Source organism: Terrimonas sp. (genome assembly GCF_003075435.1).
In the GTDB taxonomy this organism is placed as follows: Bacteria; Bacteroidota; Bacteroidia; order Chitinophagales; family Chitinophagaceae; genus Agriterribacter.
This window is the reverse complement of the sequence record NZ_QCZJ01000010.1, coordinates 14,119-41,009: the sequence shown is the minus strand read 5'-3', so window position 1 is coordinate 41,009 and position 26,891 is coordinate 14,119. Positions and strand designations below refer to the sequence as shown.

Below are 26,891 nucleotides of genomic sequence, written 5' to 3'. Positions count from 1 at the left end.
CAGGCAGGCTTGCCCTGCACAGTTTAGGGATGCGTTTGTCCTGAATATTAATTGTTCGATTTGTTTTAAATATGTACATTTTTATTACTTTCATTGCATATCCCGTTCTTGCACTATCAATTATGTTGTATGGACTTCAAAAAAGTGTCCTGGCCGGCTTTATTAATACTTATTGCGTTTATTGCCTCTGCCCAGGATAATCTGCCAGTTGATTATTTATCAAAAGAATTTCATAATAGCAGAAGAGAGGCATTTCGTAAAATGATGCCTGAAAAATCTGTTGCTGTGATTTTCGCATTTCCGGAAAGAACTTTTTCGAATGATGTAACCTATTTCTATCATCAAAACCCGGATCTGTATTATCTGACCGGGTATAAAGAGCCGGGCGCTGTGCTGCTGCTCTTCAAAGAACTTCAAAAGAATGGCGACCAATCTTATAACGAGCTGTTTTTTGTAAGGAGCAGAGATATTAACAGGGAAACGTGGACAGGCAAAAGGTTGGGAGCGGACGGAGTGAAGGAAAAACTTGGGATTGCAGCTGCCCATGATGCAAAAAACTTTAAGGACTTCCCGATAGATTTTAAAGCATTCAACACAGTTTTATATGATTATATATACAACGATGCCCCTGACGATGGAAGCGGATGCGATGTGTTTGGGCTGATTGAAAGCTTTAAAAAGAAAAGCGGTATTATTCCTTTAAGCGTGAATGATTTAAAACTGAATTCCAATATCGCAAATGTTCAACCGGAATATTTGAGCCGGGTGATTGATTATTTAAAGAGTAGCATTGCCGAAAACGATCATTTGCAGCATAATATTTATATACAACGGTTGATGGAAAAACCGGATTCAATCACTTTACGTGAAATACAAACAGCAATAAAAAGCAAAAAAAATGAGTGCGGGGATTTTAATAAGATCATGGATGCTTTAAGACAGGTTAAAACCCCGGAAGAGCTTGTTTTGCTTCGTAAAGCAATTAATATTTCATCTGCAGGTCATGCCGAAGTAATTAAAGCCGGGCATTCTGCGATGAGCGAAAATGAAGCAGATGGTATTCACCGGTATATTCACCGGTATTACGGAGCAGAAGACGAGGGTTATCCGCTTATTGTGGGAGCTGGTAAAAACGGGTGTGTTTTACATTATCAAAGCAATAATGCGCTCCGTTTAAATAATGATTTGTTATTGATGGATGTTGGCGCGGAATACCACGGATATACCGCAGACATCACCAGGACATTACCGGCAAACGGGAAATTCTCTGCTGAGCAGAAAGCCATTTATCAGCTTGTTTATAGAGCGCAGGAAGAAGTTTTTAAATTATGCAAGGAAGGTACAAGGTTTTCTGATCTCAATAAAAAAGCCTCTGAAGTGATTGCCGAAGGTTTATTGCAGTTAGGGATCATCACAAGCAAAGAAGAAGCACATACCTACTATCCGCATGGGTGCTCTCATTACCTTGGACTCGATGTGCATGACAGGGGCGACTACAATATATTACTTGAAAATGAAGTGATTACTGTAGAGCCTGGTATCTACATTCCTGAGGGCAGCAAGTGCGATAAAAAATGGTGGAATATAGGTGTTCGTATAGAAGACGATGTACTGATTAAGAAAGATAAATGCGAAATATTGTCCGGGCATCTTGCAAGAAAGCTTGAAGATGTTGAAAAGCTTGCCGCACAAAAAAGCAAGTTTAACGAAATGAAATTACCCCCATTATAGTTTTATTTATATACCTGCTTTTTTTGCTGCCTTTATACGGCAATACTAAATTGCAACATGCCTTGCAAACAGCTACTATATTGTACGCCTGGGCTATATGCGCCTGCAATAACAAATTAGTGCTGTGCGAGGCGTCATCGCCTCGCACAGGTGAACCTGCCTGACAGCAGCCACCCTGTATATATCTTATTTATTCAAACTGCACTTGTATTGTCCCTCACCCCGGCCCCTCTCCACGGAGTGGCGAGGGGTGCCCAAATTCAAATTAGGTTGACGAATTGCGTGAGGGGAAGGTTGAAAATCTAAAAGCGTGACGAATATTTAAATACTTCGCATGGTTTTGCTTTGCAGCTGATGCGGTAGTTAATAATAGTTTGGAGTTATTCTACTGCACCGTCCCTCTCCCTGTCTGCCGGCAGCTATATTTCACGCAAAGTGCGCAGCGGCGTAGCAGTACTTTTCCCATTGCGAACTTTGAAAAGTATTAACACAATACCGCTTAGCACTACAGAATCCTTTTTATTTTGTTGGACTTAAAATCCCTAACAATTAACTTGCGCCTGTAACGTATTAATATGCTCCAGAAGTTATTCATACAGAATTACGCGATCATAGAGTCTATTGAGATATTCTTCTCAAAAAAGCTGAATATTATAACCGGTGAAACCGGGGCAGGGAAAAGTATACTGGTTGGTGCATTGGGATTAATACTCGGAGAGCGTGCTGATAGTTCCATACTGTTTAATGCGCAGCAAAAATGTATTGTTGAAGGCATGTTTTTAATAGGAGGAAGAAAAGATATTCAGCAATTCCTGGCAGAAAATGATCTTGATGCGGAAAAGGAAATTATTATAAGGAGAGAAATGGCTGCAAATGGTAAATCAAGGGCTTTTATAAATGATACCCCGGTTAACCTCTCTCAATTAAAACAGCTTACTTCATTGCTGGTAGATCTGCACCAGCAGTTTGATACACTTGAACTGGGCGACAACGATTTTCAGAGGGCGGTAATAGACGCGCTGGCCGGGCATAGTGCTCAGATCAGCAAATACCAGGCTTTATACAGGGAATATAGTAATACACAAAAGGAATTAGCCGCATTAAAAGAATCCCAGGCAAACGCTACGAAGGAGTCTGACTACAATAAATTCTTATTTAAAGAATTTGAAGATATTCAGTTAAAAGAAAATGAGCTGGAGGCGCTTGACGCGGAGTTAAAAATTTTAGGCAATGCAGAAAATATAAAATCAACACTTTCAAAAGTGAGTTACCCGCTTAATGAAAGCGATGATCCGGTAGTGCAACAATTGAAAAGTCTGGCCAATCTTTTACAATCAGTACAAAATTTTCACCCTGGCATACCCGCCCTGATCAATCGTTTTCAATCTGTGCAGATTGAGTTGCGTGATATAGCCGCTGAAGTTGAAAACCTGAATGATAAGCTCAATTTTGACGCGGAAAGAATACAATGGGTAAGCGACCGGCTTGCACAAGGGTATAAATTACTGAAAAAACATGGCGTTCAAACAACGGCGGAATTATTGGTGATACGGGATACCATTCAGCAGCAATTAGATAAAGTTTTACATCTTGATACAGACATAGCAGCACTTGAAAAGCAGGCAGCCGGACAACTGAAAGAAGTAACCCAACTGGCAAAAACGCTTACAGCCAACCGCGAGAAACAGGTGGCGCCGTTTGAAAAACAAACCAATAAACTATTAGCGCAGGTAGGTATGCCCAATGCAGGCATTAAAGTACAGATAACAGCAGCCCCTTTACATATATTTGGTGCAGATGCTATAGCGTTTTTGTTTGACGCCAACAAAAGCAATCGCTTTGAACCTTTGAAAAAAGTTGCCAGTGGCGGTGAGCTAAGCCGGTTGATGTTATGCATAAAATCACTGGTTGCAGCATCCGTACAATTACCAACACTGATATTTGATGAAATTGATTCTGGTATAAGTGGTGAAGCAGCCAGGCAGGTGGGTATTATCATGAAAGACCTTGGTAAAGCTCACCAGGTAATAGCGATAACACACCAGCCGCAGATAGCGGCAAAAGCAGATTTGCATCTGTTTGTATATAAAGAGGAGAAGAAAGGAAAAGTAAATACACAGATAAAAGTATTGTCTGACACGGAAAGAGTGGATGCCATTGCAAGAATGCTGAGTGGAGAGAAACCAACAATCACAGCATTGGAAAATGCCAAGGAAATGATGACATCATAATGGCTGTTAGCTTTACCTGTTTGGTTCTTCCCTTTGAATGCCTATTTTTACGCTCAATTTTAAAATCATCTATATGTCTTATAATCTTTTGAAAGGAAAGAAAGGAATAATATTCGGTGCGCTCGATGAAAAATCCATTGCCTGGAGAACCGCGATAAAATGCCACGAAGAAGGTGCACAACTTGTATTGACCAATGCGCCTGTTGCATTACGCATGGGCGAGATCAATAAACTGGCTGAAGCGGTAAATGCTCCTGTTATTGGCGCTGATGTAACCAATATGGATGATTTAAAAAAATTGTTTGAAGAATCTATAGCACATTTCGGAGGTAAAATAGATTTCATTCTTCACTCCATTGGTATGAGCCTTAATGTAAGAAAGGGGAAATCTTACACTGAACTTGATTATGGTTTCAACCAGAAAACGCTTGATATATCCGCAATGTCGCTTCACCGTGTATTGCGCACTGCCTGGGATATGGATGCCATTAATGAATGGGGTAGTGTAGTTGCCCTTACCTATATCGCGGCACAGCGTGTATTTCCCCATTACAGCGAAATGGCAGATGCTAAATCGCTATTGGAAAGTGTAACCCGCAGCTTTGGTTACCATTACGGTGTAAAAAAGAAAGTAAGAATAAACACGGTATCGCAATCTCCTACCAGAACAACAGCCGGCAGTGGTGTAAAAGGCTTTGATGGCTTTATTACCTATGCCGAAAAAATGAGCCCGCTGGGCAACGCTACCAGTGATGATTGCGCCAATTATTGCGTATCGCTGTTCAGCGATCTTTCAAGAATGGTAACCATGCAGAACCTTTTCCATGATGGCGGTTTTTCATTTACCGGCGTTACGGAAGAAGTATTGCTGGCAATGGAGAAATAGGGGAAAGTTTGTAGTTTGTAGTTTATTGTTGAACCATAAACCATAAACCTAAAATCATATTATGCAATGGATTGATTACGTCGGCTTGTTCGGCGCCGTGCTTTCATCTGTTACATTTGTACCACAGGTAATCAAAGCCTGGCAAACCAAATCTGTTGGTGATCTTTCTATATGGATGGTTTTTATTTTAATAGCCAATGTATCTACATGGCTGTTTTATGGAATAGTAAAACACGATATTGCGATTATTGTTGCCAACTCAATCATTCTGTTTCTTTCGTTATTAATGCTTTATTTTAAAATCTCTTTTAAAAAATAATATGGCTGATACATCAAATAAGCTCAGGGTACTGGTAGCAGGATGCGGAAACATGGGCGCATCCCATGCAACAGCATACCACAACATGGATGAATTTGAAATATGCGGATTGGTTTCGGGGGGAGATACCAAAAAAGTATTGAACGAAAAGTTAGGCGGTAAGTATGCATTGTTTGATGATTATTATGCAGCCCTGGAAGCAACAAAACCTGATGCGGTCAGCATATCAACTTACCCCGATACACATGAAGCTTTTGCCATAAAAGCCTTCGAAAACGGTTGCCATGTATTTGTAGAAAAACCTTTGGCAGATACAGTGGAAGGTTCTGAACGGGTAGTTGCCGCTGCCGTTAAAGCAAATAAAAAGCTGGTGATCGGGTACATTCTTCGTCATCACCCTTCATGGGAAAAATTTATTGAGCTTTCACAACAAATGGGCAAGCCTTTGGTGATGCGTATGAACCTGAATCAGCAAAGCAGCGGAAAAATGTGGACGCTTCACCGCAATCTTATGAAGAGTCTTAGCCCGATAGTAGACTGCGGCGTTCATTATATTGATGTAATGTGCCAGATGGTAAGATCAAAACCGGTGGCGGTACACGCTATTGGTGCAAGACTTACAGAGGAAATTCCTGCAGGTAATTATAATTATGGCCAATTACAGATACGTTTTGAGGACGGTTCTGTTGGCTGGTATGAAGCCGGATGGGGTCCAATGATCAGCGAAACAGCCTTTTTTATTAAGGATGTTTTTGGTCCAAAAGGATCAGTATCTATTGTCGCAAAAAGCGCCGGGGGAAAAGGCAAGTCTGATTCCATAGAAGCGCACACCAAAACAGAATCCTTATTGGTGCATCATGCCGCATTAGACAGTAATGAGCAATTTAAAAAATCGGATGAATGGATTGACCTTACAGATGAGCCTGATCACCAGGAATTGTGCAACCGCGAACAACGATATTTTCTGAAGGCCATTAATGAAAATATTGATCTTACTGATCATATGCAGGATGCTGTGAATAGTTTACGTATTGCGTTTGCCTGCGACAAGTCTGTTTTAAGCGGGCAAGTTGTAACTTTAGCATAACTAAAGTTATTGGTTATGAAAAAATCAATTTTCATTACCCTTGCAACTGCGCCGTTTTTAACGTTCTCCTTTGCTGCATTTTCAAATCCACTTGTGGAGCATCCAACACTTGCCATTGGTGCATCCGCGCCTGATTTTACTTTGCCCGCGGTTGATGGAAAAACATATTCGCTTTCTTCTTTTAAAAACAAAGATGTACTGGTTATAATATTCACCTGCAACCATTGCCCCACAGCACAGGCTTATGAAGACCGCATTATTAAACTCACCAAAGAGTACTCAGATAAGAGTGTAGCCGTTGTAGCTATTATGCCCAACGACCCGGCATCTATTACATTAAGTGAGCTGGATTATACCGATCTCAGTGATTCTTTTGAAGAAATGAAAATACGGGCAAAAGAAAAGGGATTCAATTTCCCTTACCTGTATGATGGGGATAAAGAAGAAGCTGCGAAAGCTTACGGACCGGTTACCACACCGCATGTGTTTATATTTGATAAAAGCCGCAAGCTTCGCTACCAGGGACGTATAGACGATGTTGAAGATCCTGCAAAAACACCCAAAAACCACGATACTAAAAACGCGGTTGAAGCATTACTTTCAAACCAGGAAATAAACCCTGCTACCACCAAAGTTTTTGGCTGCTCGGTAAAATGGATTGAAAAAAGCGACTGGATCACCAAAGCAAAAGAAGCGTGGGCTAAAGAGCCTGTTGAGCTGAATGAAATAGATGAGAAAGGCATAAAAGAACTATTGCAAAACAACAGCGACAAGCTCAGGCTTATTAATGTGTGGGCAACATGGTGCGGCCCGTGTGTAACTGAATTTCCGGAGTTCATCACCATAAACCGGATGTACCGGAAAAGAGATTTTGAATTTATAAGCATCAGCGCGGATAATCTTTCCAAAAAAGATAAAGCATTGAAGTTTCTTAAAAGCCAGCAGGCATCCAATACCAATTATATTTTTTCGGAGGACGATAAATATAAAATGATCGAGGCCATTGATCCTAAATGGCAGGGAGCTTTACCCTATACTATATTGGTAGAACCGGGAGGTAAAATTGTATATGCAAAGCAGGGAACAATTAATCCCCGCCAGATGAAAAAAGCAATTGTGGAGCATCGTTTATTAGGGAGATATTACTGATAATCTTCTTCTGCAAGAAGGCTCACCTTTTTAGGGATTGACTTTTGCATGGTGCTTTTCCTTTCTATTTTTACCAGCCGGATAATATGTAATTTGTCAAATGCAAGCATTACGGGGTAAACAGGATCAACTTCCCACCATTTGGCAGCAAAATTTGGGCGCGAACCTGCATGGTGATGGTTATTCTGGAATAATTCTCCCAGCATCAGGAAATCAAAAACCAATGTATTTTTAGAGTGATCGCTCTCGTTGAAATTCCGGTATCCATATTTATGCCCGGCCCAGTTAACGATAGCGCCATGTACAGGACCCATCAGAAAATGTATCGGTAAAAGTAAATACATCCACCATTGCGTGGCAAAAGCAATATAAAATGCGATATAACCACCCAAAAAGGCAAACCTCGTAAACCAGCTATCCGCAATTTTATCCAGTACAGGATAAGAAGGGATATTCTTTTCGAACCTTTTTTCTACAGGAATTCTGCCGGTAAGTATACCGCTGTATACCGAGCCTGTATGCTTCATCATGCTGAACACCTCTTTAAAAAAATGAGGAGAGTGCGGATCTTTTTCTGTATCACTGTAGGCATGGTGCATACGGTGCAATATTGCGTAAGCCCTCGGGTTAAGATAGGAAGATCCCTGCGTGATCCACAAAAAGCAATAGAAGAATGAATCCCAGAAACGGCTCATTGTAAACATCTTGTGCGCTGCATATCTGTGCAGGTAAAATGTTTGGGAAAACAAAGACAAATACCAATGTAAAAAAAAGAAGATCAGGATAATCATGATGCAGGCAAATATTTTTAGCTCTTTAAGTCAGCATTGCCTTATGCGTTCATCAATGATTATGATATTAACAAAAGGGGTACACGCTTAAAACCGGCGCGAAGATACCTAAATGAAGTAAGCAAACCTATAAAGTTATCTTAATAAAAAAGAGAACTAAGATTTAGTCCTCCTTTTTACGCTTTACAAATAATTTACCTATTTCAATTCTTTCAGCTGAATATTGCGGTAGCGAACCGTCATTGGCGGGCCAACATGTACCTGCACACCAATAAGTCCGGATGCTTTGCTATGTGCAGGATCATTATCTGTTACATCACTCATCAAAGCGCCGTTTACAAAATGCCGCAAATGATTGCCTTTGGCAATTATGTGTATCTGGTTCCAGTCTTCAGCCTTGATCAAGGCTTTTAACGAGTCTGAATTACCAACAGAACCATCCACTACCATTGCACTCCACGCATTCCTTTCAGGTTGACCCGGAGTATCTGGTATAGTAGTTTTTTGCCCACGGTATGCAAGTGTTGTTCTGCCTCTTTCTTCGTAATTCTGCCCAGTATAAGTATTTTTCCCATCAATATCTGCCTGGTAACCCTTCATGCCATGAGGTACGCCGGGAAACATTTCACTTCTGTAATTGATACCACTGTTGCCGGTAGCTGCAATTTTAAATTCCGCTTTTAATTCAAAATCTTTTGGCTCACCACCTTTCCAAACCAAAAATGTATTTGTTTTCAATAAGGTTTCAGGCGTTACTGTTCCTACTATCGCACCGTCTTCCACGCTCCAGTGTACAGAATCTCCTTCCCATCCGGCAAGCGTTTTTCCATCAAATATAGATTTGAAATCCGCGGCGTCTGCCGTTTGTACGGCTGCAGAAGCTGAATCGTTTGCAGCGGTTTCATTATTGCCCTGGCTGTTTCCTGAATTACATGCCGTAGTTATTACAACAGCGCCAATCAAAACTGAATAAGCAAATGGTAATGCATTTTTTGCAAGCATTTTATTTTTTTTAAAGTTGAAGGGATAAGCTTCATACGTTAAAAGAATGAAGCAATTAAAATATACTGTACAAAAGAATGAAATTTTTGAAAATAAAAACAAGATTTTTTTGATGAAACCCGCATCCCATCAGCCTTTAATGAAAAAAAACTACTTAACCGTCCTGCTGCTTCCTGCCTTTTATTTTCAAATCTATTCGCTATATTGAGCGCTCAATTTTTGATTTCGAAAGAGCGATGCAATAATAAAACTACCTCATATCTACTGATAACGATGCTTGATAATAAAGAAGAAAAGAATAGTTCGTCGCACGCATGGAAAAATAAGATTTCCAACCACGCACAAATTGGTGGCATTGAAACTTCGGTGCTTGACAATGGTCTGTCAAGAGGCACCCGCATTGCATGGATAAATACCGGAACCGGGCTTCGTTATAAAGTTGTCTTGGATAAGGCAATGGATATTGCTGAAGCATTTTTTAATCAGCATAACCTCGCATGGTTAAGCCATGTAGGTATTACATCTCCGCAGCCATTTTCCAACCAGGGTATTGATTGGTTAAAAACATTTGGTGGTGGCTTGCTTACAACCTGCGGCCTTTCCCATACCGGTGGGCCTGAAACAGATGAATTTGGTCAGCGTGGATTGCATGGAGAGATCAGCAATCTTCCCGCGGAAATCGAATCTATTCTGCAGCCAGATCCGGCGCTCGGAAAGCTTAATTTCAGTATTACCGGCATTGTAAAGGAATCCATGGCCTTAGGTCCCAACCTTGAATTAAGGAGAACAATTTCAGGCAAACTAGGCTCAGCAACCATTGCCATACACGATACCGTAATCAATCGCGGCAACCAGCCTGCGCCGCACATGCTGTTGTATCATTGCAACTTCGGTTGGCCGCTGGTTGATGAAGGCACAGATATATTATGGGATGGCGAATGGCAATCCCGGGAAGGAGAACCGAATAATAAAATCTTTAACGCGCATAATAATTTCAGAAAATGCCCGGCGCCCCTGGATGCCCATGCAGGCAGAGGGGAAGAAGCAGCCTTTATTGATATTACAAAGCATAAAGAAGGAGAATGTTATTGCGGATTATACAATGATCGTTTAGGCATTGCTGTTAGTTTAAAGTTTTACAAAGAAGAATTGCCCTGGCTTATTAACTGGCAGCATTGGGGTAAGGGAGAATATGTTACCGGTTTGGAACCTGCTACGCTTCCGCCAATGGGGCAGGCAAAGGCAAGAGCAGAAAACAAACTGATTTTTATTGAGCCGGGAGAAAGCAAAACATATCGCCTCGAAATAAACGTATTGAACGAAAAAGAAGCAATCAATCATTTTTTACATATTTCAACGAAAGCAAATTAAATAAACCAATGGAACAATTAAGTTTAGCGCAGAAAGCATTTGACCAGGGAAAGGGTATAGTGCGTTTAGCACCCAACTGGGTACCGCGTTCATTTTGTGTGCCGGGCAGAAGAATAAAACTGCACCCGGATGATTATTACGTTTTAGGTGGTGAACGAGGCGGTATAGATGAAAGATGGTTTTCTTCTACCACCCCTGCAAAAAACGGACCTCTTACAGGAGAAAATGAAGGACTTAGCCAGATTGTATTTGAAGATGGAGGAAAAACACAACAGGTATTATTAAGAGACGCCGTAAGCGAATTGAAGGGCCAGCTAATTGGCGATCGCTTATGGGCAGCATATGAAAGCTGGCCAATGTATTCAAAGTTTTTCGATAATATGGGGCCGTTGCCGCATCATATTCACCATAACGATGAAAAAGCTGCACTGATTGGTCAACTGGGTAAGCCGGAAGCCTATTATTTTCCTCCACAGGTAAATAACCATGGCGGAGATTTTCCATATACATTTATGGGTATAGCACCGGGTACAACCAAAGACCAGATTAAAGAGTGTTTAAAGAACTTTACCAAAGGTGATAATAAAATAACGAACTACTCACAAGCATACCGTTTGCAACCCGGTACCGGCTGGGATGTGCCTCCGGGACTGCTGCACGCGCCTGGCAGCTTGTGTACATACGAGCCGCAAAAAGCCTCTGACGTGTTTGCTATGTACCAAAGTTTGGTGAATGAAGCCATAGTCCCTGAAGTATTATTATGGAATGGCACACCTGCAGACCAGATAGGCAATTTTGATGCATTGATGGATGTAATTGATTGGCAACTGAACGTTGATCCCAATCAGTACCAAAACAGGTTTATGGCGCCAATACCGGTAACACCGTTTGAACAGACCAAACCGCAGGGTTATTATGAAACATGGATCTGCTATAAATCAGATGCCTTCAGCGCTAAAGAATTAACTGTATTACCAGGTGCAACCGTTACCATTAAAGATAGCGCTGCTTATGGGCTTATATTAATGCAGGGACATGGTAAGTTTGGCGTTTGGAATATTGATTGTCCTGCGTTAATACGTTACGGTCAGTTAACCAACGATGAGTTTTTTGTAAGCGAACAGGCGGCAAAGGAAGGGGTGGTTATTACCAACTATTCATCAACTGATCCTATTGTTATTTTAAAACATTTCGGACCATCTAATCCTGATTTGAAACTTTAATAGTAACTAAATATTCACTGAATAAATTCTAACGATATGTCACAAAACAATTTTCCCAAACTGCATAATGCAACATGGCCTGGCGTTGTAGGTAAAGGTCCGGATTCCGAACCACCATTACTGATTGAAACCATGCTGGAATACACTGCTAAAGCAGAAGTGAACGGCATAAAATTCGACGGTGTGGATGTTGGTTTGTTTGACCCATCCATTGATCTGAATGATCCTGATGGCCCAAAAATACTGGCCGATAAAGTTGCCAAACATAATCTTGCTATTGGCAGCGTGGTAGCACCTATATGGGGCGGACCAGTACTGGGCACGGCCGAAGATCGTAAAACATTTTTAGAAGAAGTACGCAAAAGCTGCGTGTTTGCCCAAAAGCTGAACGATAGCGGCATCCGCAAATACGGTGTAGTGCGTATTGATTCTGCCAGCAGCCCTGAGCAATATTCCAAAGACCCTGCAGGCAGCCAGAAATTAATAGTAGACACATTTAAAGAAGCCGCTAAAATAGCAGGCGATCATGGTGAGAAATTAGCTGCTGAAGGGGAAATATGCTGGGCAGGTATGCATAGCTGGCGCACCATGCTCGATACACTCGAAGCGGTAAACAGCCCCAACCTCGGTTTCCAGGCAGATATGTCGCATACCTTTTTGTACCTGTTAGGATACAACGAACCAGGGCATCGCATTCTTCCTGAAAATTTCCAGTGGAGTGACCGTGCAGCATTGGAAGAAGGTTTGAAAAAATTAACTGCAGCGCTTCGTCCATGGACAATAGATTTTCATGTCGCACAAAATGATGGTACCGTGCATGGCACCGGCTCTCACGACAAAACAGGCCGTCACTGTCTAGCAACTGATCCTAACGGAAGATTGGATATTGTAAAAGATGCCGGTTACTGGCTTCGTGATGAAAACGGAAATCTCACCAAAAGATTCAATCATATCTGCTGGGATGGTTGTATGTTCCCTAATTCGGTAATGCACAATCAGCAAACATGGAACGATATTCTCGCGGTGATGATCAAAGTGAGAGAAGCGCATGGGTGGAGCGCATAGTGCTGAGTGATAAGAAGGTTACAAGTTACAGGTTGCGGGTTACAAGTACTTAAACTATAAGTCACCTGCAAATCAGCAGCCGGCAGCCTGAAATCTGTAACCTGCAGCCCGTTTCAATCTCAAATTTCAAATCTCAAATTTTTAATAACTCATGTCAAATAAAAAACAACTACGCATAGGTTTGGTAGGTACCGGCTTTATGGGTCGCACACACTCCAATGGATACAACAGGGTCCCTAATTTTTTCCCCGACCTGGAATATACACCTGTATTAAAAGCAGTATGCTCGCGCAACAAAGAAAAAGTGCAGGCATTTGCCGATCAGTGGGGATATGAATCTATTGAAACAGACTGGAAAAAGCTTATTGCACGGGAAGATATAGATGCAGTGGATATCTGTACGCCCAATGATATGCATGCAGAAATTGCTATTGCAGCAGCCAATGCAGGCAAAATGATCTTATGCGAAAAACCACTGGCACGCACGCTGGCAGAAGCAAAACCAATGGTGGATGCAGTAGAAAAAGCAAAAGTAAAAAATACCGTTTGGTATAACTACCGCCGCTTACCGGCTGTTACGCTGGCAAAACAAATTATTGACAGCGGCAAGCTTGGAAAAATATTTCATTACCGCGCTAATTTTTTGCAGGACTGGACGATCAGCGCTGATGTGCCACAGGGCGGTACTGCTGCCTGGAGACTTGATGCAGAAGCCGCAGGCTCCGGTGTAACCGGCGATTTACTGGCGCATTGTATTGATACCGCCATGTGGTTAAACGGTGGTATTAAAGATGTTTCTGCTGTTACTGAAACTTTCATCAAAGAAAGATTTCACCAGCTAACCGGCAAGGTTGAAAAAGTGGGCATTGACGATGCCTGTATTTTCCATTGTCATTTTGAGAATGGATCTTTAGGCTTGTTTGAGTCAACACGTTATGCACGTGGTCACAAGGCCCTGTATACTTTTGAAATCAATGGTGAAAAAGGATCACTGCGTTGGGATCTCCACGATCTTAACCGTCTTGAATATTTTGATCATGGCGATGATGGCACTGTGCGCGGCTGGCGTTCTATATTAGTTACTGATGGCGATCAGCCTTATATGGGCAACTGGTGGGTACCGGGTTTGATCATTGGTTACGAACACAGCTTCATTCACCAGGTAGCAGATTTCCTGAAATCTTTACAGGAAGGAACGGAATGCCATCCTAATTTCCGCGATGCATACGAAACGCAAAAAGTATGCGAAGCGGTTATTGCATCTGCTAAAAGCAGAAGCTGGCAGGACACAGGTGTTGAATGGATTGAAAAATAATAGCTTGCTCAGTCTATTCGCCCGCATTCGTGTCTCACGTTTAATTATAAGAAATCACCCTGCAATTATTCCGGGGTGATTTTATTTTGTAACCAGCATTGGTTACCTGCATATAAGCAAGCAGCAATTGGCAAATATTATAAGTTCGCCCGATGGTTTAATGAAAAGCAGGGCAGTTGAATGGTAAGCGCAGGGTTATCGGATAGACACATTATAATTTTCAATCATTTTCATTGGCGCAATAAACAATACAAAATATATAATAATAAGAGATTAGTTTATAGCAGTTTATAAATTATGATTATTGCGTGTTATAACATAAATTAGTGTGTTGGTGGCAATTTTAAGACAACCCTATAAATGAACAGGATCACACTTATACTGACAATTGCTTTATATTCAAAATGTTTTGGACAAGACCACGTGAAGTTCGTAATTAAAGAATCCATTAACAATGACGGTATTCCCAAATTAGACAGAAATACATTTAAGGTCGATAACAACAAATTTTTTGAAGACAGCTTTTATCTTGTATCCAAAACTTGTAGTGGAGAATGGGGTGGAACAATTAAGTTTAAGGACAAGCACACAGGCATTGAATATTCAGCCGCATCTACTTGTCCAGTTGTAGTTAATAAACTTAATGACAAATATTACATTACAAATACTTTAGCACATTTAAGTGGATTTTCAGAAATACTTGAAGTTTCAGACCCTAAAGCATTGACTGTTTTTGAATTTCCCAAACCAAGAAAAAAGAAAGGAAAGACAATTATTCGATATGTTGGTGATGACGAAAGCAAATCAACAAAGGGAACAAAACAATTGCTTGACAGCATAGGTATTTTGACAATTGCGTCTTTTCCTTTTCAAGGACAATTGTATCATATCGTGGTAGACTATGAAAAGACATACTTGACAAAACTTACTAACGGAAAATATATAACAATTGACACTATTTCAAACCAACGTCTTTGGACATATGACCCCGAAGTTTTTACTACGACTGACAAACATTACATTATATTTTTTGACAACAGCAATACAAAAGGATATTATGATATTTACGAAAACAATATTACCATAGTGCGACAGAAATAAACAGCCACCAATCGAGTAGGCGGCCTCACCGCTTATAGGCGATGAGGTGCACTTCTCACACCACTGTACGTACGGACCTCGTACTTGCCTACCGGCAGGCAGGTACAGTGGTTCATTAAGTTGTGGGCTTTTCTCCCCGCTTCTCTTTTGCTCCTAACGCTGGCAGCTTTTAAACTGAACCTCCTTACAGTATTGGAAGCAACTTAATGTTCGACCCTTCACAGCTTCGTGAGACCTCCATCTTCTCCGCTATGGGCATGGCTCGTTTCCGCTGATACTATGGTCTGACTTCTCCCTTCGTTTAAACAAACAGGGAGACCTCCACAGGTAAGATGAATAGCCTTCTGCCTATCGCTGCTGCATCTACATAATGAATCACGTGTTCTTTCAGGACTTTGTATTGTTGTGCATACTTATCCCAATCCATTATGCCTCTTATGCAGTTCCTGTTCGTCAGTACAGGCAGTTGTAGTCCCGCTTACTTCAGATATGGCATCGCTGCCATCACCCTTGCGGCTTACTAATGATTTGGGGTGTTAGTCCCACTCATAAGAGACTTGCACTCTCTGGCTTCTTCTAAAAAAAAGCTATATTCACCATCCAGGGCACACACATGCAGTTTTGCGTCAGCGGAGGGCGACGAATAAGTTTTCATCTTAGTGCTACTATCAGCTACATATCCGGCTGACCGAACGCTAATGAGCAATAAAAAATATTTTCAACTTTTGTATCTTACACCGGCAGCAGTTCCGGGCTGGACTTTTTTTAAATGCCCTGCCGAACGCAAAGCAGCTGGACGTTGGCAGCAATGTTGAGTGACGGCCAGACACTTTTTAAATGAGAGTATTAATAAATATTTTGTTGATTATTCTTGCCCTGTTTGTTATAGCAACCGTTCTATTTGGGTTAATGATGATAGCTAGTAGTCATAATATCCCTGCTGACACGATTAATAAAATATCAATATCTCTCTTAGTCTTAGGAGCATTAATAGGAATATTAATTTACTTGAAACGTAAAGTTAGCCGCTGACTTTTCAATACTATCACAGACAGATAATCGTCTAAAATGCCGACACCCAAAGACCTCATAAAATTTGTTGAAAATTGTACTGGCTCATACAACATTACAGCCGACACAGACATTTTTAATGATGGGACTTGTGGCGATGATTTTCATGAATTAATTGACAGTTACGTAAAAACTTATTCAGTAGATATGACAAATTATCTATGGTATTTTCACACAGACGAAGAAGGAGGCTGGAATAGTATTGGCGGGTTATTCTTTAGTGCACCATATAAAAAAGTAAAAAGAATTTCTGTAACACCGACACTACTTGCAACCTTTGCGGAAAAAGGGAAATGGGAGATTGAATATCCCCAACATCACATTTCTAAAAGGAGGTATGACATTTTAATCAACCAAGTATTACTTATAGGACTTGTAGTTTCGTTGGTAATCATCGCAATAAAAAAATGCTGAAATAATTTACAAGAGCTGTTGCCTGTAAAAAGGCTTATCTGCCATACTCTTTTAATCCGGCAAGGTCCAAAAAAACAGGATCAAAAAAAAGTATAGTTAAGACTATATCTTAACTATACTTTTTTTGATAGCTATCTTAATAGCTTTTAATGCTTTGAAAATCTGAAATCAGAGAAATAATACGTAATGTTAGAACCGGCATCAAAGGTAAGACTCGGTTCGCCGCCTATATTTAAAAGAAAAACTCTGTTATGCTTTTCCAGCGCTGGTGATAAATCAATGGTAACATCTGTCCACTTCTGCAAATCGGCATCAGCAATTTTAAAATTATCTGCACTGTAGTCCCAGTACTCCTGTCCAAAATTTGAATTGCCGCTGAAGGACCACATATAATTCATGATACGGGGCCATAAACGCTGGTATGGTTCATAAGGGCTGGCAAATGTAGATTTTGCCGGAGCATATACTTTAAATTTGAGGTAATTATATTCTTTTACATTAAACCTGTATTCTTTAGGTAATGCAATAACCAGGGTTGCGTTTTTTGCAGCCAGCACTGCTTTTATTATGTTATTTAATCCGGCGGCATTTGGCGCATCAGTTGCAGGATAGGTAATATTTGTTTTCCACGCATTATCCTGCACAACACCGTTAACGGAAAATCTTACCGGGTCAATAAGCACATCATCCGGCGTATCTACCAGCTCAACAATACCGGTTGATACATAAGGAGCAAGCAATTCGTCAAGCCCCATTGAATGAGGTACGTATTTTACTTTTTCCAATAACCCAAGTTCAAGTAAATCTTTCAGCGCCTGCATATCAGACGATGTTATATCATTCACTTTTGCCAGATAGGTATCATAGCTGCCTCCGCCTACTGTGCTTTGCGCTCCGTTTCTGTCGTACGTTAAAGTAGGCAAAGTGAACATTGTGCCACCTGTAAGATCAAGTTCTTTCAGGTTAGAAAAATAAAAGATATCCTGGAGCGAATTAGCGTGCACAGGGTAAGTAAGTTTTGTAAAGCCTGATACACCTGCAGTTGTAAATTCTGTTACACCATTTGTTTCTAATATTGTTCTTTCTGCGGGAGAGAATGGTGTTGTTTCCGTTGGCATTGTGAGTGAAATAGGTATCATTAAATCCAGCGTATCAATAATAGGATTGTTATTGATTTTAGGGATCACTTTGTACGTTACATTTACAGTAACCTCCTGCGAAGGACTGAGGTTAGCAATCACAAACCTCGGGTTCTCTTCCCGTATTCCTTTTCTCACTTCGTTATCTTTATCAGTATACTCATAAGAAAGGCCCTGGTAATCGAGCAATGTAGAAGACAATCCATTTGGCCATTCAATAACAGCAGCCGTTGGAGAGGCCATTATTTTAGGAGAAGATATTGCCAGTGATTGAAAATCTGTTTCAGTATATGGTATCAGCGCTATTTCCTGCGGCACAGATTTATTATCATGTTCATCAATTGTATAAACATTAAACCTGTATAATTTAGGCTGGGTAAGCCCGGTAACATTCACCCATGATACCAGTGAATCTATAATGATTTTCTGGTCGTCGTATTCAACGATGGTTTTTTTAGCTTTCCCGAGTTTTATTTCATGCGACGGGATACGACCTGCTTTCATCAGTTCTATTTCCACGCGTTCATATCCTATATAGCCGACAATGGTATCATACTTGGCAGGATATACCTGCTCATCGGCGTATTGTTGTATGTTGTCGTACATTTTGCTGCAGGAGCTAAGCAAAAAGGCAACAAAGATCAAAAATGAAACAAATTTATTTTGCATAATGTAAGAAGTGCTTTAATGCTTATGTTATGGATTGCTTTTTTTGCCGTACAGGGTTATTTCTGATAAACAGTTCGCATCATCGAGCGTATAGTTACCAGAAAATCCTTTTACAGCTTCGTATCTGACCCAGCGTGTTTTCTTTGTGTATTTAGGTTCATCAGGATACATATAAGCCATGTCGCCGGCTTCACCATATTTTACAAACTCCAATTCACTTAATCCAACCGGCACAGGAATTTTATGTTGTGTAATTTGCTCCCATTCATTGCTGTCTTCATTTAAAATATAAATGTTATAGATACCAACATTTTCAGACTGATAGTATTGTCCTCTTGAAATATTTGCAATACCTCCTGAGTGACGCTGTACGGTTACTATCCGGCTCAGATCGTAATAATCGCCCAGGTCAATAATGAAGTTCCACGGCATATTGCCATCAGCACTTTTTCCTGTGCGTCCCCTGCTGTTGGTATGCATGAAGTTTAAATTATCGCCACGGTCAATAATATCATCAATCACATACCTGTTTCTTCCTTCTAAACCATCACCAAAGCACATAGGCACACCTGCAATAGTATCATTGGGATTTGGCAATACCCAGTTTGCTTTAGGTATTTTAGAATCTTCATACAAAGTGATCTGTCCTTTATCAATATCAGGGGTTACATTACCATAAGTATCTTCAACTCTTACTTTAACGCTTACAGGTGAGCTGGGTCCGAGATAAAGATCATTAATAAACCTCCTGTCTGTTGCCAGGTTTGAAGAGAATACCGAACTGTATGATTTTTGCTCCCCGTTTTCTGTATAGCTGAAATCAACATACACGTTAATGTTTTGTTCCAGCTCATTTGTCCAGTCAAGAATAAATGAACTAAAGCCTGGTTTAACTACAATTGATTCTGCCACTCTTGTAAAGGCAGGCTGCAATGGCTTAACGTTAACATCTGCAGGCGCAGAACGGTTACCGGCTCTGTCAACAGCAAATACCTGTATATCTGTTCCTGTTGTATCTGCCAGTCCGTACACATCAAGCGAATCAGAAAAATACGATACCGCGAAAGTAAATGGCTGTCCTTTTGAATTGGTGTATACCGCTTCAATGCTCAGCAGATCTTCATCATCAGGAGCTGTAAAGTATAATCTGGCGCCACCGTAAAGTGCTGTATATGTTATTTTAGAAACCTGGCCCGGGGGCGTTTTATCACTACTATTAGGCGAAAATCTTTCTTTTTCCTTACATGCTGCAATTAAGAGTATAACAGCAGTTAATAAGTGAAAATATTTTTTTGTATTCATATTGATTGAATGTATTAACAATGAATTATTTTTTTACCAGCCCGGGTTTTGAATTAATTTTCCATTGGTATTCATTTCATTAAGATCAATGGGCCACAGGCAATCTGTAATAGTGAAACGACGTGATTGTTTTACTTCAAGATTAAAGAAAGACTGTGCGGTGGTGCCGGTGTGTGTCCATCCCCATACCGGAGAAGAGAAAGAAGATGGCGCTCTTTTATGCCTGAGCATATCCCAGAAATGACTTCCTTCAAATGCCAGCTCCACGCCTCTTTCCTGTAATATAATATCTCTCATACCTTCTTTAGTACGGTGTTTGTTAACAGTTTTTGCTATCGATCCATCGCTCCAAACCTGTTCTACATCAGGTATGCCGGCTCTTCTGCGAACTAAATTAATGGCATCATATACTTCCGCGTCAGGAGCATCTTTATATTCATTCAGAGCCTCTGCTTTCATTAAATACAAATCTGCCATACGCATAAGCGGGTAAGGGTATTTGATAGTTCTTTGCCACGCCCCGGACTGGGATTCAGGATGTACAAATTTTTGAACACCAATGCCTGTACACAAAAAATCTGTTGAATGTTGAGATGAATTGTATCCTCCATCTTTACCGGCAAACATCATGGTATTTATACGAACGGTATGCGCTCTCCAGTAACCTGCTGTAATACCAAGGTTGGCATAAAAGCGGGGTTCACGATTCAGGTAAAGACTAACGGTTTCTGCACCCGGCTGTAAAATTCCCCTCATACTTTCATATGCAGGTTCGGCTGCTCCGGGTGTTGTAACAATATTCAATCTTCCGCTGTAATCGTAGGTTAAATCTTCGTCTATAGGTAAACCATTTTTTGAATAGTAGCGCTCTGCCATTGCGTAAGTGGCAGCCATCCATTGCCAGGAATAAGAAGCAGTGTTAACCACGCCATCACCATACCCCGACGGCAATCTTATATTTGAAGAATGCGCTAATTCGCCTTCGCTATAATAATTAAGATTAGAGTATCCCCAAACAACTTCTGTATTCCATGGGTCGCAAATTACCATGCGCAGATCATACAAGGTTTTCATATTGGCCGTGTTTGCCTGGTAGTCACTCCTGTCATACAGATAGGGTTCTTTATCAAAAGTATACAGCTTTATGCCATTTGCCGCACAAAGTGTAAGCGATTCATTAATAGCATCAATTGCCTCTTTCCATTTTTCCTTGTTATACTGCAAAGGGAAAAAAGGCTCGCCGTCAGCATCATAAAAGTCACCAAAATATTCCTGGTTACCATTGTAGAAAGGGCTGGCTCTGTAAAACAATACCCTGGCCTTGATGGCTTTAGCTGCTACCTGGTCTATTTGACCTAAATCATTTTCGCCGGCACGTTCTTTTAAATCAGGGATGGCTTCATTCATCAGGTTAAGAACATAATTGAAACAATCCTCCACTTTAGTACGGGGGAGAAACAATTCATCTTTCCCTGATTCCGGTGTAATTACATTTTCCGAAATTACAATAGGGCCGTACTGACGAATGAGTAAAAATGAATAATATGCCTTCAGGAATTTTACCTGCGCTTTCCAATCGGCTTTTTCCTGGTCAGACATATCTCTTACCTTATCAATATTTGCAAGGAAAATATCGGTTTGGCGTATACCCTGGTATAATGCTTTGCCGCCTTCGGTGCCAGACCAGAGGCCTAACTGCGGTGATGTTACGGATTGAAGCCCCCGCATAATACGCATAGCTCTAAGGTTTCCTGCATTGTCGTTCAAATCAAGCCTGCCAACCCATTCATCACCCAGTGTCCAGGTAGTTATATGTGTTTGATCATCTTGTGGAATATAGGAGTATGCTGCCGCCAATGCATTCCAGGCGTCTTTTTTCAGGTCAAAAATATTTTCCAGCTTTAGCGTATTATCCGGCACAACATCAAGATATTTTTTGCAGGAAGAAAACACCGCCGCAAGCCCGATAATAATGATGAGTATTCTTTTATGTGTCATTGTAATTTCTTTAATTTCTGCTTTATTGATTCGCTTTTGTCAGATGCTTATTACAGTGCAATCTGGATACCTATATTGTATCTTTTGTTGGGAGGGTATCCAAGCCCTACCCGGCCCATTTCCGGATCCCAGAGCTTAAATGAACTCAACACAAACAGGTTAACCGTGCTCACATAAATCCTGGTGCCCTGTTTTAAGCCCATGTTTTTTGCCCATTTGGGACTGTACCCTGCTTCCAGGCTTTTTAACCTGAGAAATGAGGCATCTCTCAGCCACCATGATGATTGCTTAATATTATTATCTAACGGATCAGTTGATAACCTTGGCCAAAAAGCATGTACGTCAGGATTGGTTTCACTCCAGTAATCATTAGCTATAATAGCAAGCGCATTTCTTCTGCCGGCAAAAGGAGCGATCCCTTCATTATTTTCATCTCCGCCGCCAACGCCTGCGTTAATGAAGAAAGATACTCTTGCATTACCCTGGAAGAAAAATGATAAATCAAAATCTTTATATCCTGCAGACAACCCGAATCCATACTGTACTTCCGGTACTGTAGGATATCCCATGGGTACAGCGTCATTCCCGTTAATTACTCCATCGCCATTAATATCTTTGTATTTGATATCTCCTGCCATATATCTTCCAAAATCCTGGTAAGGAGAATTTTCAATTTCTTTTTCATCAACAAACAATCTTTCAGCCACTAATCCCCATTGTTGATTTATATTATGCCCTATTCTTTTTAAATAAGCATCAGGATAATCCTTTTCATCAAGCTCTACATACTTGTTGGTTGCGTAGGTAAAATTTACCCTGCCGCTTAACCATAAATTTTTACTGAAAGAGTGTTGATAATCGGCAGAAGCTTCAAAACCTTTTGATTCTACCTTACCCACATTTCCGCTGATGGCAGCTTCCAAGCCAGCAGTTGCAGGAAAATTTTCGCGAACCATATAGATATTAGAACGGATATCTTTATAAAAATCAGCCTGAATTTTTAAGGCGTCATTAAAAAAGTTGATATCAGTACCAAAATTCCATTTTTCTGAAATTTCCCAGGTAATGTCAGCATTGGCATAACGGTTAATTCTATAGCCGTCATAGGCATTCATGAAGGAAGAACCCCAACGGTAAGCCCTGCCACCCAGGCTTATATCAGACAGATAAAAGAACCGGCCTGAACGGTCAGAAATCGCATCATTACCTACCAAACCCCATGTAGCCCTTAATTTTAAAGAACTGATAATATTAGGCGACATTTTCCAGTATGGTTCATTAGAGATCATCCAGCCAACGCCGAGCGATGGAAAGTAGCCATACCTTGCATTTCCGGAAAACTTCTCAGAACCATTGTAACCAAATGCGTGTTCAAAAAAGTAGCGGTTATCGTAGTCATAAGTTATCCTGCCAGATACGCCCATATTTCTTTCGGGCAGCGTTTCATAAATAGAGTTACTGTTACCGGCAGTTAATAATTTTTCCTGCATCATACCCACAGCCATTACGCCAACACTATGCCTGTCAAATCTTCTGTCCCAGTTCAGGCGGGCTTCGGTATAAAAATCTGCATTGGCATCACGTCCTGGTTCAACATTTCCCAAATATGCAGAACCGCTTGTTTGATTCAGCGGGAAAAGCTTGTACTCACCTGTGATCTGGTTATAAGATTCAAGATCGTAGTAGAAAGGACTGTATGTGCGCCTGCTGGAATATTTACTCCAGGTAGTAGCCGACACTCTTCCCTGGAATTTTAAACCCCTGGTTATAAATTTCAAATCCTGCATCAGTGTTGCCTGGGCAGTAATCGTATTCTCATTCCTGTCTTCATAACCCCTTACCATTGCCGCGTAAGGGTTTGCTTTTAGAGAACCGGCAACATACGTATTGCCAAATAAGATATTTTGTGTATAAATATTTGCAGAATCCGGCGAATATACAGCCGGGAAGTCAACAGGGTTACTGTTCATCACCATTCCAAAAATATCAGATGCGCTTTCGTATGGTCCGTTATATCTTTCAAACCTGCCCTGTATACGCGTATCGAGTGTAGTTGTTTTGGTTAGCTTTAAAATAACATTTGAACGTATAGAAAAACGGTTGATATCAATATTGTTATTAAAGTTATTGCGATTGTCAACTTTTAATAAACCGGTTTCTTTATCATACCCAACAGATACATAGTAAGTGGCTACCTGGCCGCCGCCCGAAAGATTAAGATTGGTTTTGGTATTGGTAGTGGAATTGTTGAATAGCGTTTTATACCAGTTAACGTTGGGATATATCATGGGATTTTCTCCCTTAGCGGTTTCCTGAATTTTTTGCTCACTGTAATAAGCGCCCAAAACAGGATCGCGTGAAATACGTGCACTATTATATAAACGCATATAATCCACACCATCTAAGGTTTCAATTTTCCTGGTTGGTGTTGAAACGTTTACATCAACCTGGGCGTTAACAGCTACCGGGCCTTCCCTTCCGGATTTGGTATTAACCATTATAATCCCGTTAGCGCCTCTTGCTCCATACAACACAGTGGCAGATGCATCTTTTAATATGGAAAAACTTTCAATATCATTCGGGTGTATACGGGCAAGATTATCAGTTGTTGACTCAAAGCCGTCAATCAATATTAACGGAGAAGTCTTATATCCAAAAGTGGTTACTCCTCTGATGAAGAAGGTGGCATTATCTGCACCAGGCTCACCTGTAGGAGTATAGGAAATTACCCCGGGAATCCTTCCTGCAAAAGAACTGGTTAGGTTGGTTACCGGTGTTTTTAAATCTGAAACCTTTACCGATTGAATGGCGCTGACAAGGCTCGATTTTTTTTGCTTACCAAACGCAACTACCGTTACTTCACCCAGTTGACTGTCATCGTCCACCAACATAATTTCCAGGATATTTTTTTGAGTAACTGCCTGGGTGATAATTTTTTTACCTACAAATGAAAATACAAGTGAATCTCCAATATTTGCTTCAATAGAGAATTCACCATTGGCATTTGATTGTGTTGAGGTTTCCTTTCCTTTTACATTAATTGTTGCTCCTGATAGCAAAGTTCCATTGGTGGCGTCTTTTACTACACCACTGATTCTTTTTGTTTGAGAAAAACCTTGTAAACAGCATAACAATAAAACTAAAAGAGAAATGAATGTTTGTAATCGTTTCTGCATATGTGTTGATAATAATTGTGAAAATGCTTGCAATCGTGCTTACTCATTCTGTGAATGCGCAAACCGATTTTATAAAATAAACCCGTAATAAATAATTGAGTAATGATGCTGATTAATGCCTATGAAGCTAACAGACATACGTGAAGTGCATGGAACATGCTCCGGCAGATTTAAATAAAAATATCTGTTCATACAGCGTAGTTTTGGTCAGTTAATCGTTTAAGCAGTTTGTTATAATAAAGTTAATGAAAGGGCATGCGTTAACTTGTCAATGAAAATCAAATCAAATGTTAACAGAAATTAAATGAGCAGAAGTATTATTATTATTCGACGTACTTTCAAAATTTATAGACAAATAAAAATATTGGCTGGTGTAGTTCAGCAGTTCAATAGCTTTGTTATTAAAGTAGTGCGGTTTTAATGCGATGAAATATTCAATTCTAACGTACCGGATAATTGCTGTAATAAGTTTTGCCATACTTTCTGCTGTACAGGTATTTCTTATTTTCAATACTTACCAGCTGGAAAATGAACGATATCGTTTTGCAGAAAAATCTTCCATCAATGAATACTATTCTAAAATAATTACCAATGACAAGTTGTTTCCCGGCGGGCAACGTATAATTGACACATTACTTAACCGGAATATACCCAGGCTTGAAGAATTGTATAAACACGACAGGGCTTCGTTTGAAACAGAAAAGCAAAAAGTATGTGACAGTATCTTCGCTGTACTTCGGGAGCATGAGACCCTTGAAACTATTCTTGCAGATTATAAACGTCAAAAAAAGATTGCGGATTCACTTGAGTACGCGTTAGTGATTGAATCATTAGATCTGTCGCTTGAAAACGGCAATTATATTTCCCTGTATAATAAGAAGCAAAAATATAACCTGATACATGCTGAATATCAGCACCCGGAAGGTATAAGAATTGGAGGAAATTTGAAAACCGTCAATATGCAAAACCGTACAACAGGATTATCGGTAAGCATACCAATACCGCGAACATATAAAATTGTTTTTGCTTTATATGTTGATACGCACAACCGCGTGCATGAGGTCTTTAGTAAAATGATGCCAGTACTTACATTGTCCCTTATATCATTGCTCATTATTGTTGCTATGTTTTACATAACATTCAGGAACTGGATCAGGCAAAAGCATCTTTCTGAAATGAAAACCGATTTTATTAACAGCATTACCCACGAATTTAATACACCTATCACAGCAATAACAATTGCCAACCGGAGCTTACAGAACGATAAAATTATCGGGAAGAAAGAAAATATTCATGCTTTATCGGGTATTATTCAAAGACAGGCAGGACGGTTACAAAAACTGGTGGGGCAGGTGCTTGATCTTACCACGCTTAATGATCTCACACTGCAAAAAGAACAGTATTCGCTTCACAACCTGCTCGATGAGATATTGCTGGACTACCGCTTAAACCTGGTTGACAAAGAAGTGAAGCTGAATTTGTACAAAGAGGCTCAAAACGATACTGTTATCCTGGACAGGTTTTATTTTACCACTATGCTGCTGAACATTATGGATAATGGAATAAAGTATAATAATAACCAGATAAAAGAAATCACTGTGTCTACCACCAGTACGAAGAAATATATACAAATTACTATAAGAGACAATGGTGTTGGAATGACAGAAGAAACAAAAAAGAATATTTTTAAAAAATTTTACCGGAGCAAAATTGGTGATGTAGAAGAAATATCCGGTTTAGGGTTGGGGTTATATTATGTGAAACAAAGTGCTGACGCGCATGGCTGGGATTTGTTTGTAAAGAGTAACCCCGGAGAAGGATCTGCTTTTATTATCACCATTCCTGTATAAG

The 26,891-nt window shown here is 40.3% G+C and carries 19 protein-coding genes; 13 read left to right on the top strand and 6 right to left on the bottom strand.

Annotation, left to right across the window (positions count from 1 at the left end; translation table 11 throughout):
- The first annotated feature begins 129 nt into the window (after window positions 1-129).
- The 6 genes from DC498_RS26410 to DC498_RS12320 all read left to right on the top strand — a co-directional run bounded on the left by DC498_RS26410 (window position 130) and on the right by DC498_RS12320 (window position 7,403).
- Entirely contained in the window at window positions 130-1,731 is a 1,602-nt protein-coding gene (locus tag DC498_RS26410; protein WP_206197598.1) for an aminopeptidase P family protein, read from the top strand.
- A gap of 575 nt (window positions 1,732-2,306) precedes the next feature.
- On the top strand, window positions 2,307-3,962 hold the full coding sequence (gene recN, locus DC498_RS12340) for a DNA repair protein RecN (RefSeq protein ID WP_116874471.1): 1,656 nt from the start codon (window positions 2,307-2,309) through the stop codon (window positions 3,960-3,962).
- 73 nt (window positions 3,963-4,035) lie between these two features.
- The gene (locus DC498_RS12335; protein ID WP_116874600.1) at window positions 4,036-4,848 is read left to right on the top strand and encodes an enoyl-ACP reductase FabI; all 813 of its coding nucleotides are present in this window, start codon (window positions 4,036-4,038) and stop codon (window positions 4,846-4,848) included.
- A 61-nt stretch (window positions 4,849-4,909) separates the two neighbouring features.
- Window positions 4,910-5,167, top strand: coding sequence for a SemiSWEET family sugar transporter (locus tag DC498_RS12330; protein ID WP_116874470.1), 258 nt, complete (start codon window positions 4,910-4,912; stop codon window positions 5,165-5,167).
- 1 nt (window position 5,168) lies between these two features.
- A complete protein-coding gene (locus tag DC498_RS12325) occupies window positions 5,169-6,254 on the top strand; it encodes a Gfo/Idh/MocA family oxidoreductase (RefSeq protein ID WP_116874469.1) in 1,086 nt (361 codons plus the stop codon).
- Between the two features lie 15 nt (window positions 6,255-6,269).
- On the top strand, window positions 6,270-7,403 hold the full coding sequence (locus DC498_RS12320; protein ID WP_116874468.1) for a redoxin family protein: 1,134 nt from the start codon (window positions 6,270-6,272) through the stop codon (window positions 7,401-7,403).
- Here DC498_RS12320 and DC498_RS12315 read toward each other — a convergent pair.
- Window positions 7,397-8,194, bottom strand: coding sequence for an acyl-CoA desaturase (locus DC498_RS12315; RefSeq protein WP_116874467.1), 798 nt, complete (start codon window positions 8,192-8,194; stop codon window positions 7,397-7,399). The genes DC498_RS12320 and DC498_RS12315 overlap by 7 nt on opposite strands.
- Before the next feature lie 198 nt (window positions 8,195-8,392).
- On the bottom strand, window positions 8,393-9,196 hold the full coding sequence (locus DC498_RS12310) for a 3-keto-disaccharide hydrolase (protein WP_116874466.1): 804 nt from the start codon (window positions 9,194-9,196) through the stop codon (window positions 8,393-8,395).
- A gap of 273 nt (window positions 9,197-9,469) precedes the next feature.
- On the opposite strand from DC498_RS12310, the gene DC498_RS12305 reads away from it, so the two are divergent.
- The 6 genes from DC498_RS12305 to DC498_RS12280 all read left to right on the top strand — a co-directional run bounded on the left by DC498_RS12305 (window position 9,470) and on the right by DC498_RS12280 (window position 16,756).
- Window positions 9,470-10,567 carry an aldose 1-epimerase family protein gene (locus DC498_RS12305; RefSeq protein WP_116874465.1) on the top strand — a complete coding sequence of 366 codons (1,098 nt, stop codon included), beginning with the start codon at window positions 9,470-9,472 and terminating at the stop codon, window positions 10,565-10,567.
- 8 nt (window positions 10,568-10,575) lie between these two features.
- On the top strand, window positions 10,576-11,790 hold the full coding sequence (locus DC498_RS12300; protein ID WP_116874464.1) for a hypothetical protein: 1,215 nt from the start codon (window positions 10,576-10,578) through the stop codon (window positions 11,788-11,790).
- 36 nt (window positions 11,791-11,826) lie between these two features.
- Window positions 11,827-12,855, top strand: a complete 1,029-nt coding sequence (locus tag DC498_RS12295; protein ID WP_116874463.1) for a sugar phosphate isomerase/epimerase family protein — start codon at window positions 11,827-11,829, stop codon at window positions 12,853-12,855.
- Between the two features lie 151 nt (window positions 12,856-13,006).
- The gene (locus tag DC498_RS12290; RefSeq protein WP_116874462.1) at window positions 13,007-14,170 is read left to right on the top strand and encodes a Gfo/Idh/MocA family protein; all 1,164 of its coding nucleotides are present in this window, start codon (window positions 13,007-13,009) and stop codon (window positions 14,168-14,170) included.
- Window positions 14,171-14,530: 360 nt separating this feature from the next.
- On the top strand, window positions 14,531-15,271 hold the full coding sequence (locus DC498_RS12285; protein ID WP_116874461.1) for a hypothetical protein: 741 nt from the start codon (window positions 14,531-14,533) through the stop codon (window positions 15,269-15,271).
- A 1,068-nt stretch (window positions 15,272-16,339) separates the two neighbouring features.
- Window positions 16,340-16,756 carry a DUF1493 family protein gene (locus DC498_RS12280; RefSeq protein ID WP_116874460.1) on the top strand — a complete coding sequence of 139 codons (417 nt, stop codon included), beginning with the start codon at window positions 16,340-16,342 and terminating at the stop codon, window positions 16,754-16,756.
- Window positions 16,757-16,902: 146 nt separating this feature from the next.
- Here DC498_RS12280 and DC498_RS12275 read toward each other — a convergent pair whose 3' ends face one another.
- Genes DC498_RS12275 through DC498_RS12260 form a run of 4 tightly spaced genes read right to left on the bottom strand, consistent with a single transcriptional unit; the run spans window position 16,903 to window position 25,040 of the window.
- Window positions 16,903-18,564: a DUF4998 domain-containing protein gene (locus DC498_RS12275; RefSeq protein ID WP_240627998.1), complete on the bottom strand. Its 1,662-nt coding sequence runs from the start codon at window positions 18,562-18,564 to the stop codon at window positions 16,903-16,905.
- A gap of 27 nt (window positions 18,565-18,591) precedes the next feature.
- Complete coding sequence (locus DC498_RS12270; protein ID WP_116874459.1) at window positions 18,592-19,866, bottom strand: DUF4959 domain-containing protein; 1,275 nt, start codon at window positions 19,864-19,866, stop codon at window positions 18,592-18,594.
- 33 nt (window positions 19,867-19,899) lie between these two features.
- Window positions 19,900-21,864, bottom strand: coding sequence for a RagB/SusD family nutrient uptake outer membrane protein (locus DC498_RS12265; protein WP_116874458.1), 1,965 nt, complete (start codon window positions 21,862-21,864; stop codon window positions 19,900-19,902).
- Between the two features lie 50 nt (window positions 21,865-21,914).
- Window positions 21,915-25,040, bottom strand: coding sequence for a SusC/RagA family TonB-linked outer membrane protein (locus DC498_RS12260; RefSeq protein WP_116874457.1), 3,126 nt, complete (start codon window positions 25,038-25,040; stop codon window positions 21,915-21,917).
- Between the two features lie 425 nt (window positions 25,041-25,465).
- Between DC498_RS12260 and DC498_RS12255 the strand changes: the two genes are divergently transcribed.
- Window positions 25,466-26,890, top strand: coding sequence for a sensor histidine kinase (locus tag DC498_RS12255; RefSeq protein WP_116874456.1), 1,425 nt, complete (start codon window positions 25,466-25,468; stop codon window positions 26,888-26,890).
- Window position 26,891 lies beyond the last annotated feature (1 nt).

What these genes read in the sequence shown, in the direction of transcription:
- DC498_RS12260 (WP_116874457.1), bottom strand. Translation starts at nt 25,040, where the DNA reads ATGCAGAAACGATTACAAACATTCATTTCTCTTTTAGTTTTATTGTTA.
- DC498_RS12305 (WP_116874465.1), top strand. Translation starts at nt 9,470, where the DNA reads ATGCTTGATAATAAAGAAGAAAAGAATAGTTCGTCGCACGCATGGAAA.
- DC498_RS26410 (WP_206197598.1), top strand. Translation starts at nt 130, where the DNA reads ATGGACTTCAAAAAAGTGTCCTGGCCGGCTTTATTAATACTTATTGCG.
- DC498_RS12285 (WP_116874461.1), top strand. Translation starts at nt 14,531, where the DNA reads ATGAACAGGATCACACTTATACTGACAATTGCTTTATATTCAAAATGT.
- DC498_RS12290 (WP_116874462.1), top strand. Translation starts at nt 13,007, where the DNA reads ATGTCAAATAAAAAACAACTACGCATAGGTTTGGTAGGTACCGGCTTT.
- DC498_RS12275 (WP_240627998.1), bottom strand. Translation starts at nt 18,564, where the DNA reads ATGCAAAATAAATTTGTTTCATTTTTGATCTTTGTTGCCTTTTTGCTT.
- DC498_RS12300 (WP_116874464.1), top strand. Translation starts at nt 10,576, where the DNA reads ATGGAACAATTAAGTTTAGCGCAGAAAGCATTTGACCAGGGAAAGGGT.
- DC498_RS12310 (WP_116874466.1), bottom strand. Translation starts at nt 9,196, where the DNA reads ATGCTTGCAAAAAATGCATTACCATTTGCTTATTCAGTTTTGATTGGC.
- DC498_RS12270 (WP_116874459.1), bottom strand. Translation starts at nt 19,866, where the DNA reads ATGAATACAAAAAAATATTTTCACTTATTAACTGCTGTTATACTCTTA.
- DC498_RS12280 (WP_116874460.1), top strand. Translation starts at nt 16,340, where the DNA reads ATGCCGACACCCAAAGACCTCATAAAATTTGTTGAAAATTGTACTGGC.
- DC498_RS12315 (WP_116874467.1), bottom strand. Translation starts at nt 8,194, where the DNA reads ATGATTATCCTGATCTTCTTTTTTTTACATTGGTATTTGTCTTTGTTT.
- DC498_RS12320 (WP_116874468.1), top strand. Translation starts at nt 6,270, where the DNA reads ATGAAAAAATCAATTTTCATTACCCTTGCAACTGCGCCGTTTTTAACG.
- DC498_RS12335 (WP_116874600.1), top strand. Translation starts at nt 4,036, where the DNA reads ATGTCTTATAATCTTTTGAAAGGAAAGAAAGGAATAATATTCGGTGCG.
- DC498_RS12255 (WP_116874456.1), top strand. Translation starts at nt 25,466, where the DNA reads ATGAAATATTCAATTCTAACGTACCGGATAATTGCTGTAATAAGTTTT.
- recN (WP_116874471.1), top strand. Translation starts at nt 2,307, where the DNA reads ATGCTCCAGAAGTTATTCATACAGAATTACGCGATCATAGAGTCTATT.
- DC498_RS12325 (WP_116874469.1), top strand. Translation starts at nt 5,169, where the DNA reads ATGGCTGATACATCAAATAAGCTCAGGGTACTGGTAGCAGGATGCGGA.
- DC498_RS12330 (WP_116874470.1), top strand. Translation starts at nt 4,910, where the DNA reads ATGCAATGGATTGATTACGTCGGCTTGTTCGGCGCCGTGCTTTCATCT.
- DC498_RS12265 (WP_116874458.1), bottom strand. Translation starts at nt 21,864, where the DNA reads ATGACACATAAAAGAATACTCATCATTATTATCGGGCTTGCGGCGGTG.
- DC498_RS12295 (WP_116874463.1), top strand. Translation starts at nt 11,827, where the DNA reads ATGTCACAAAACAATTTTCCCAAACTGCATAATGCAACATGGCCTGGC.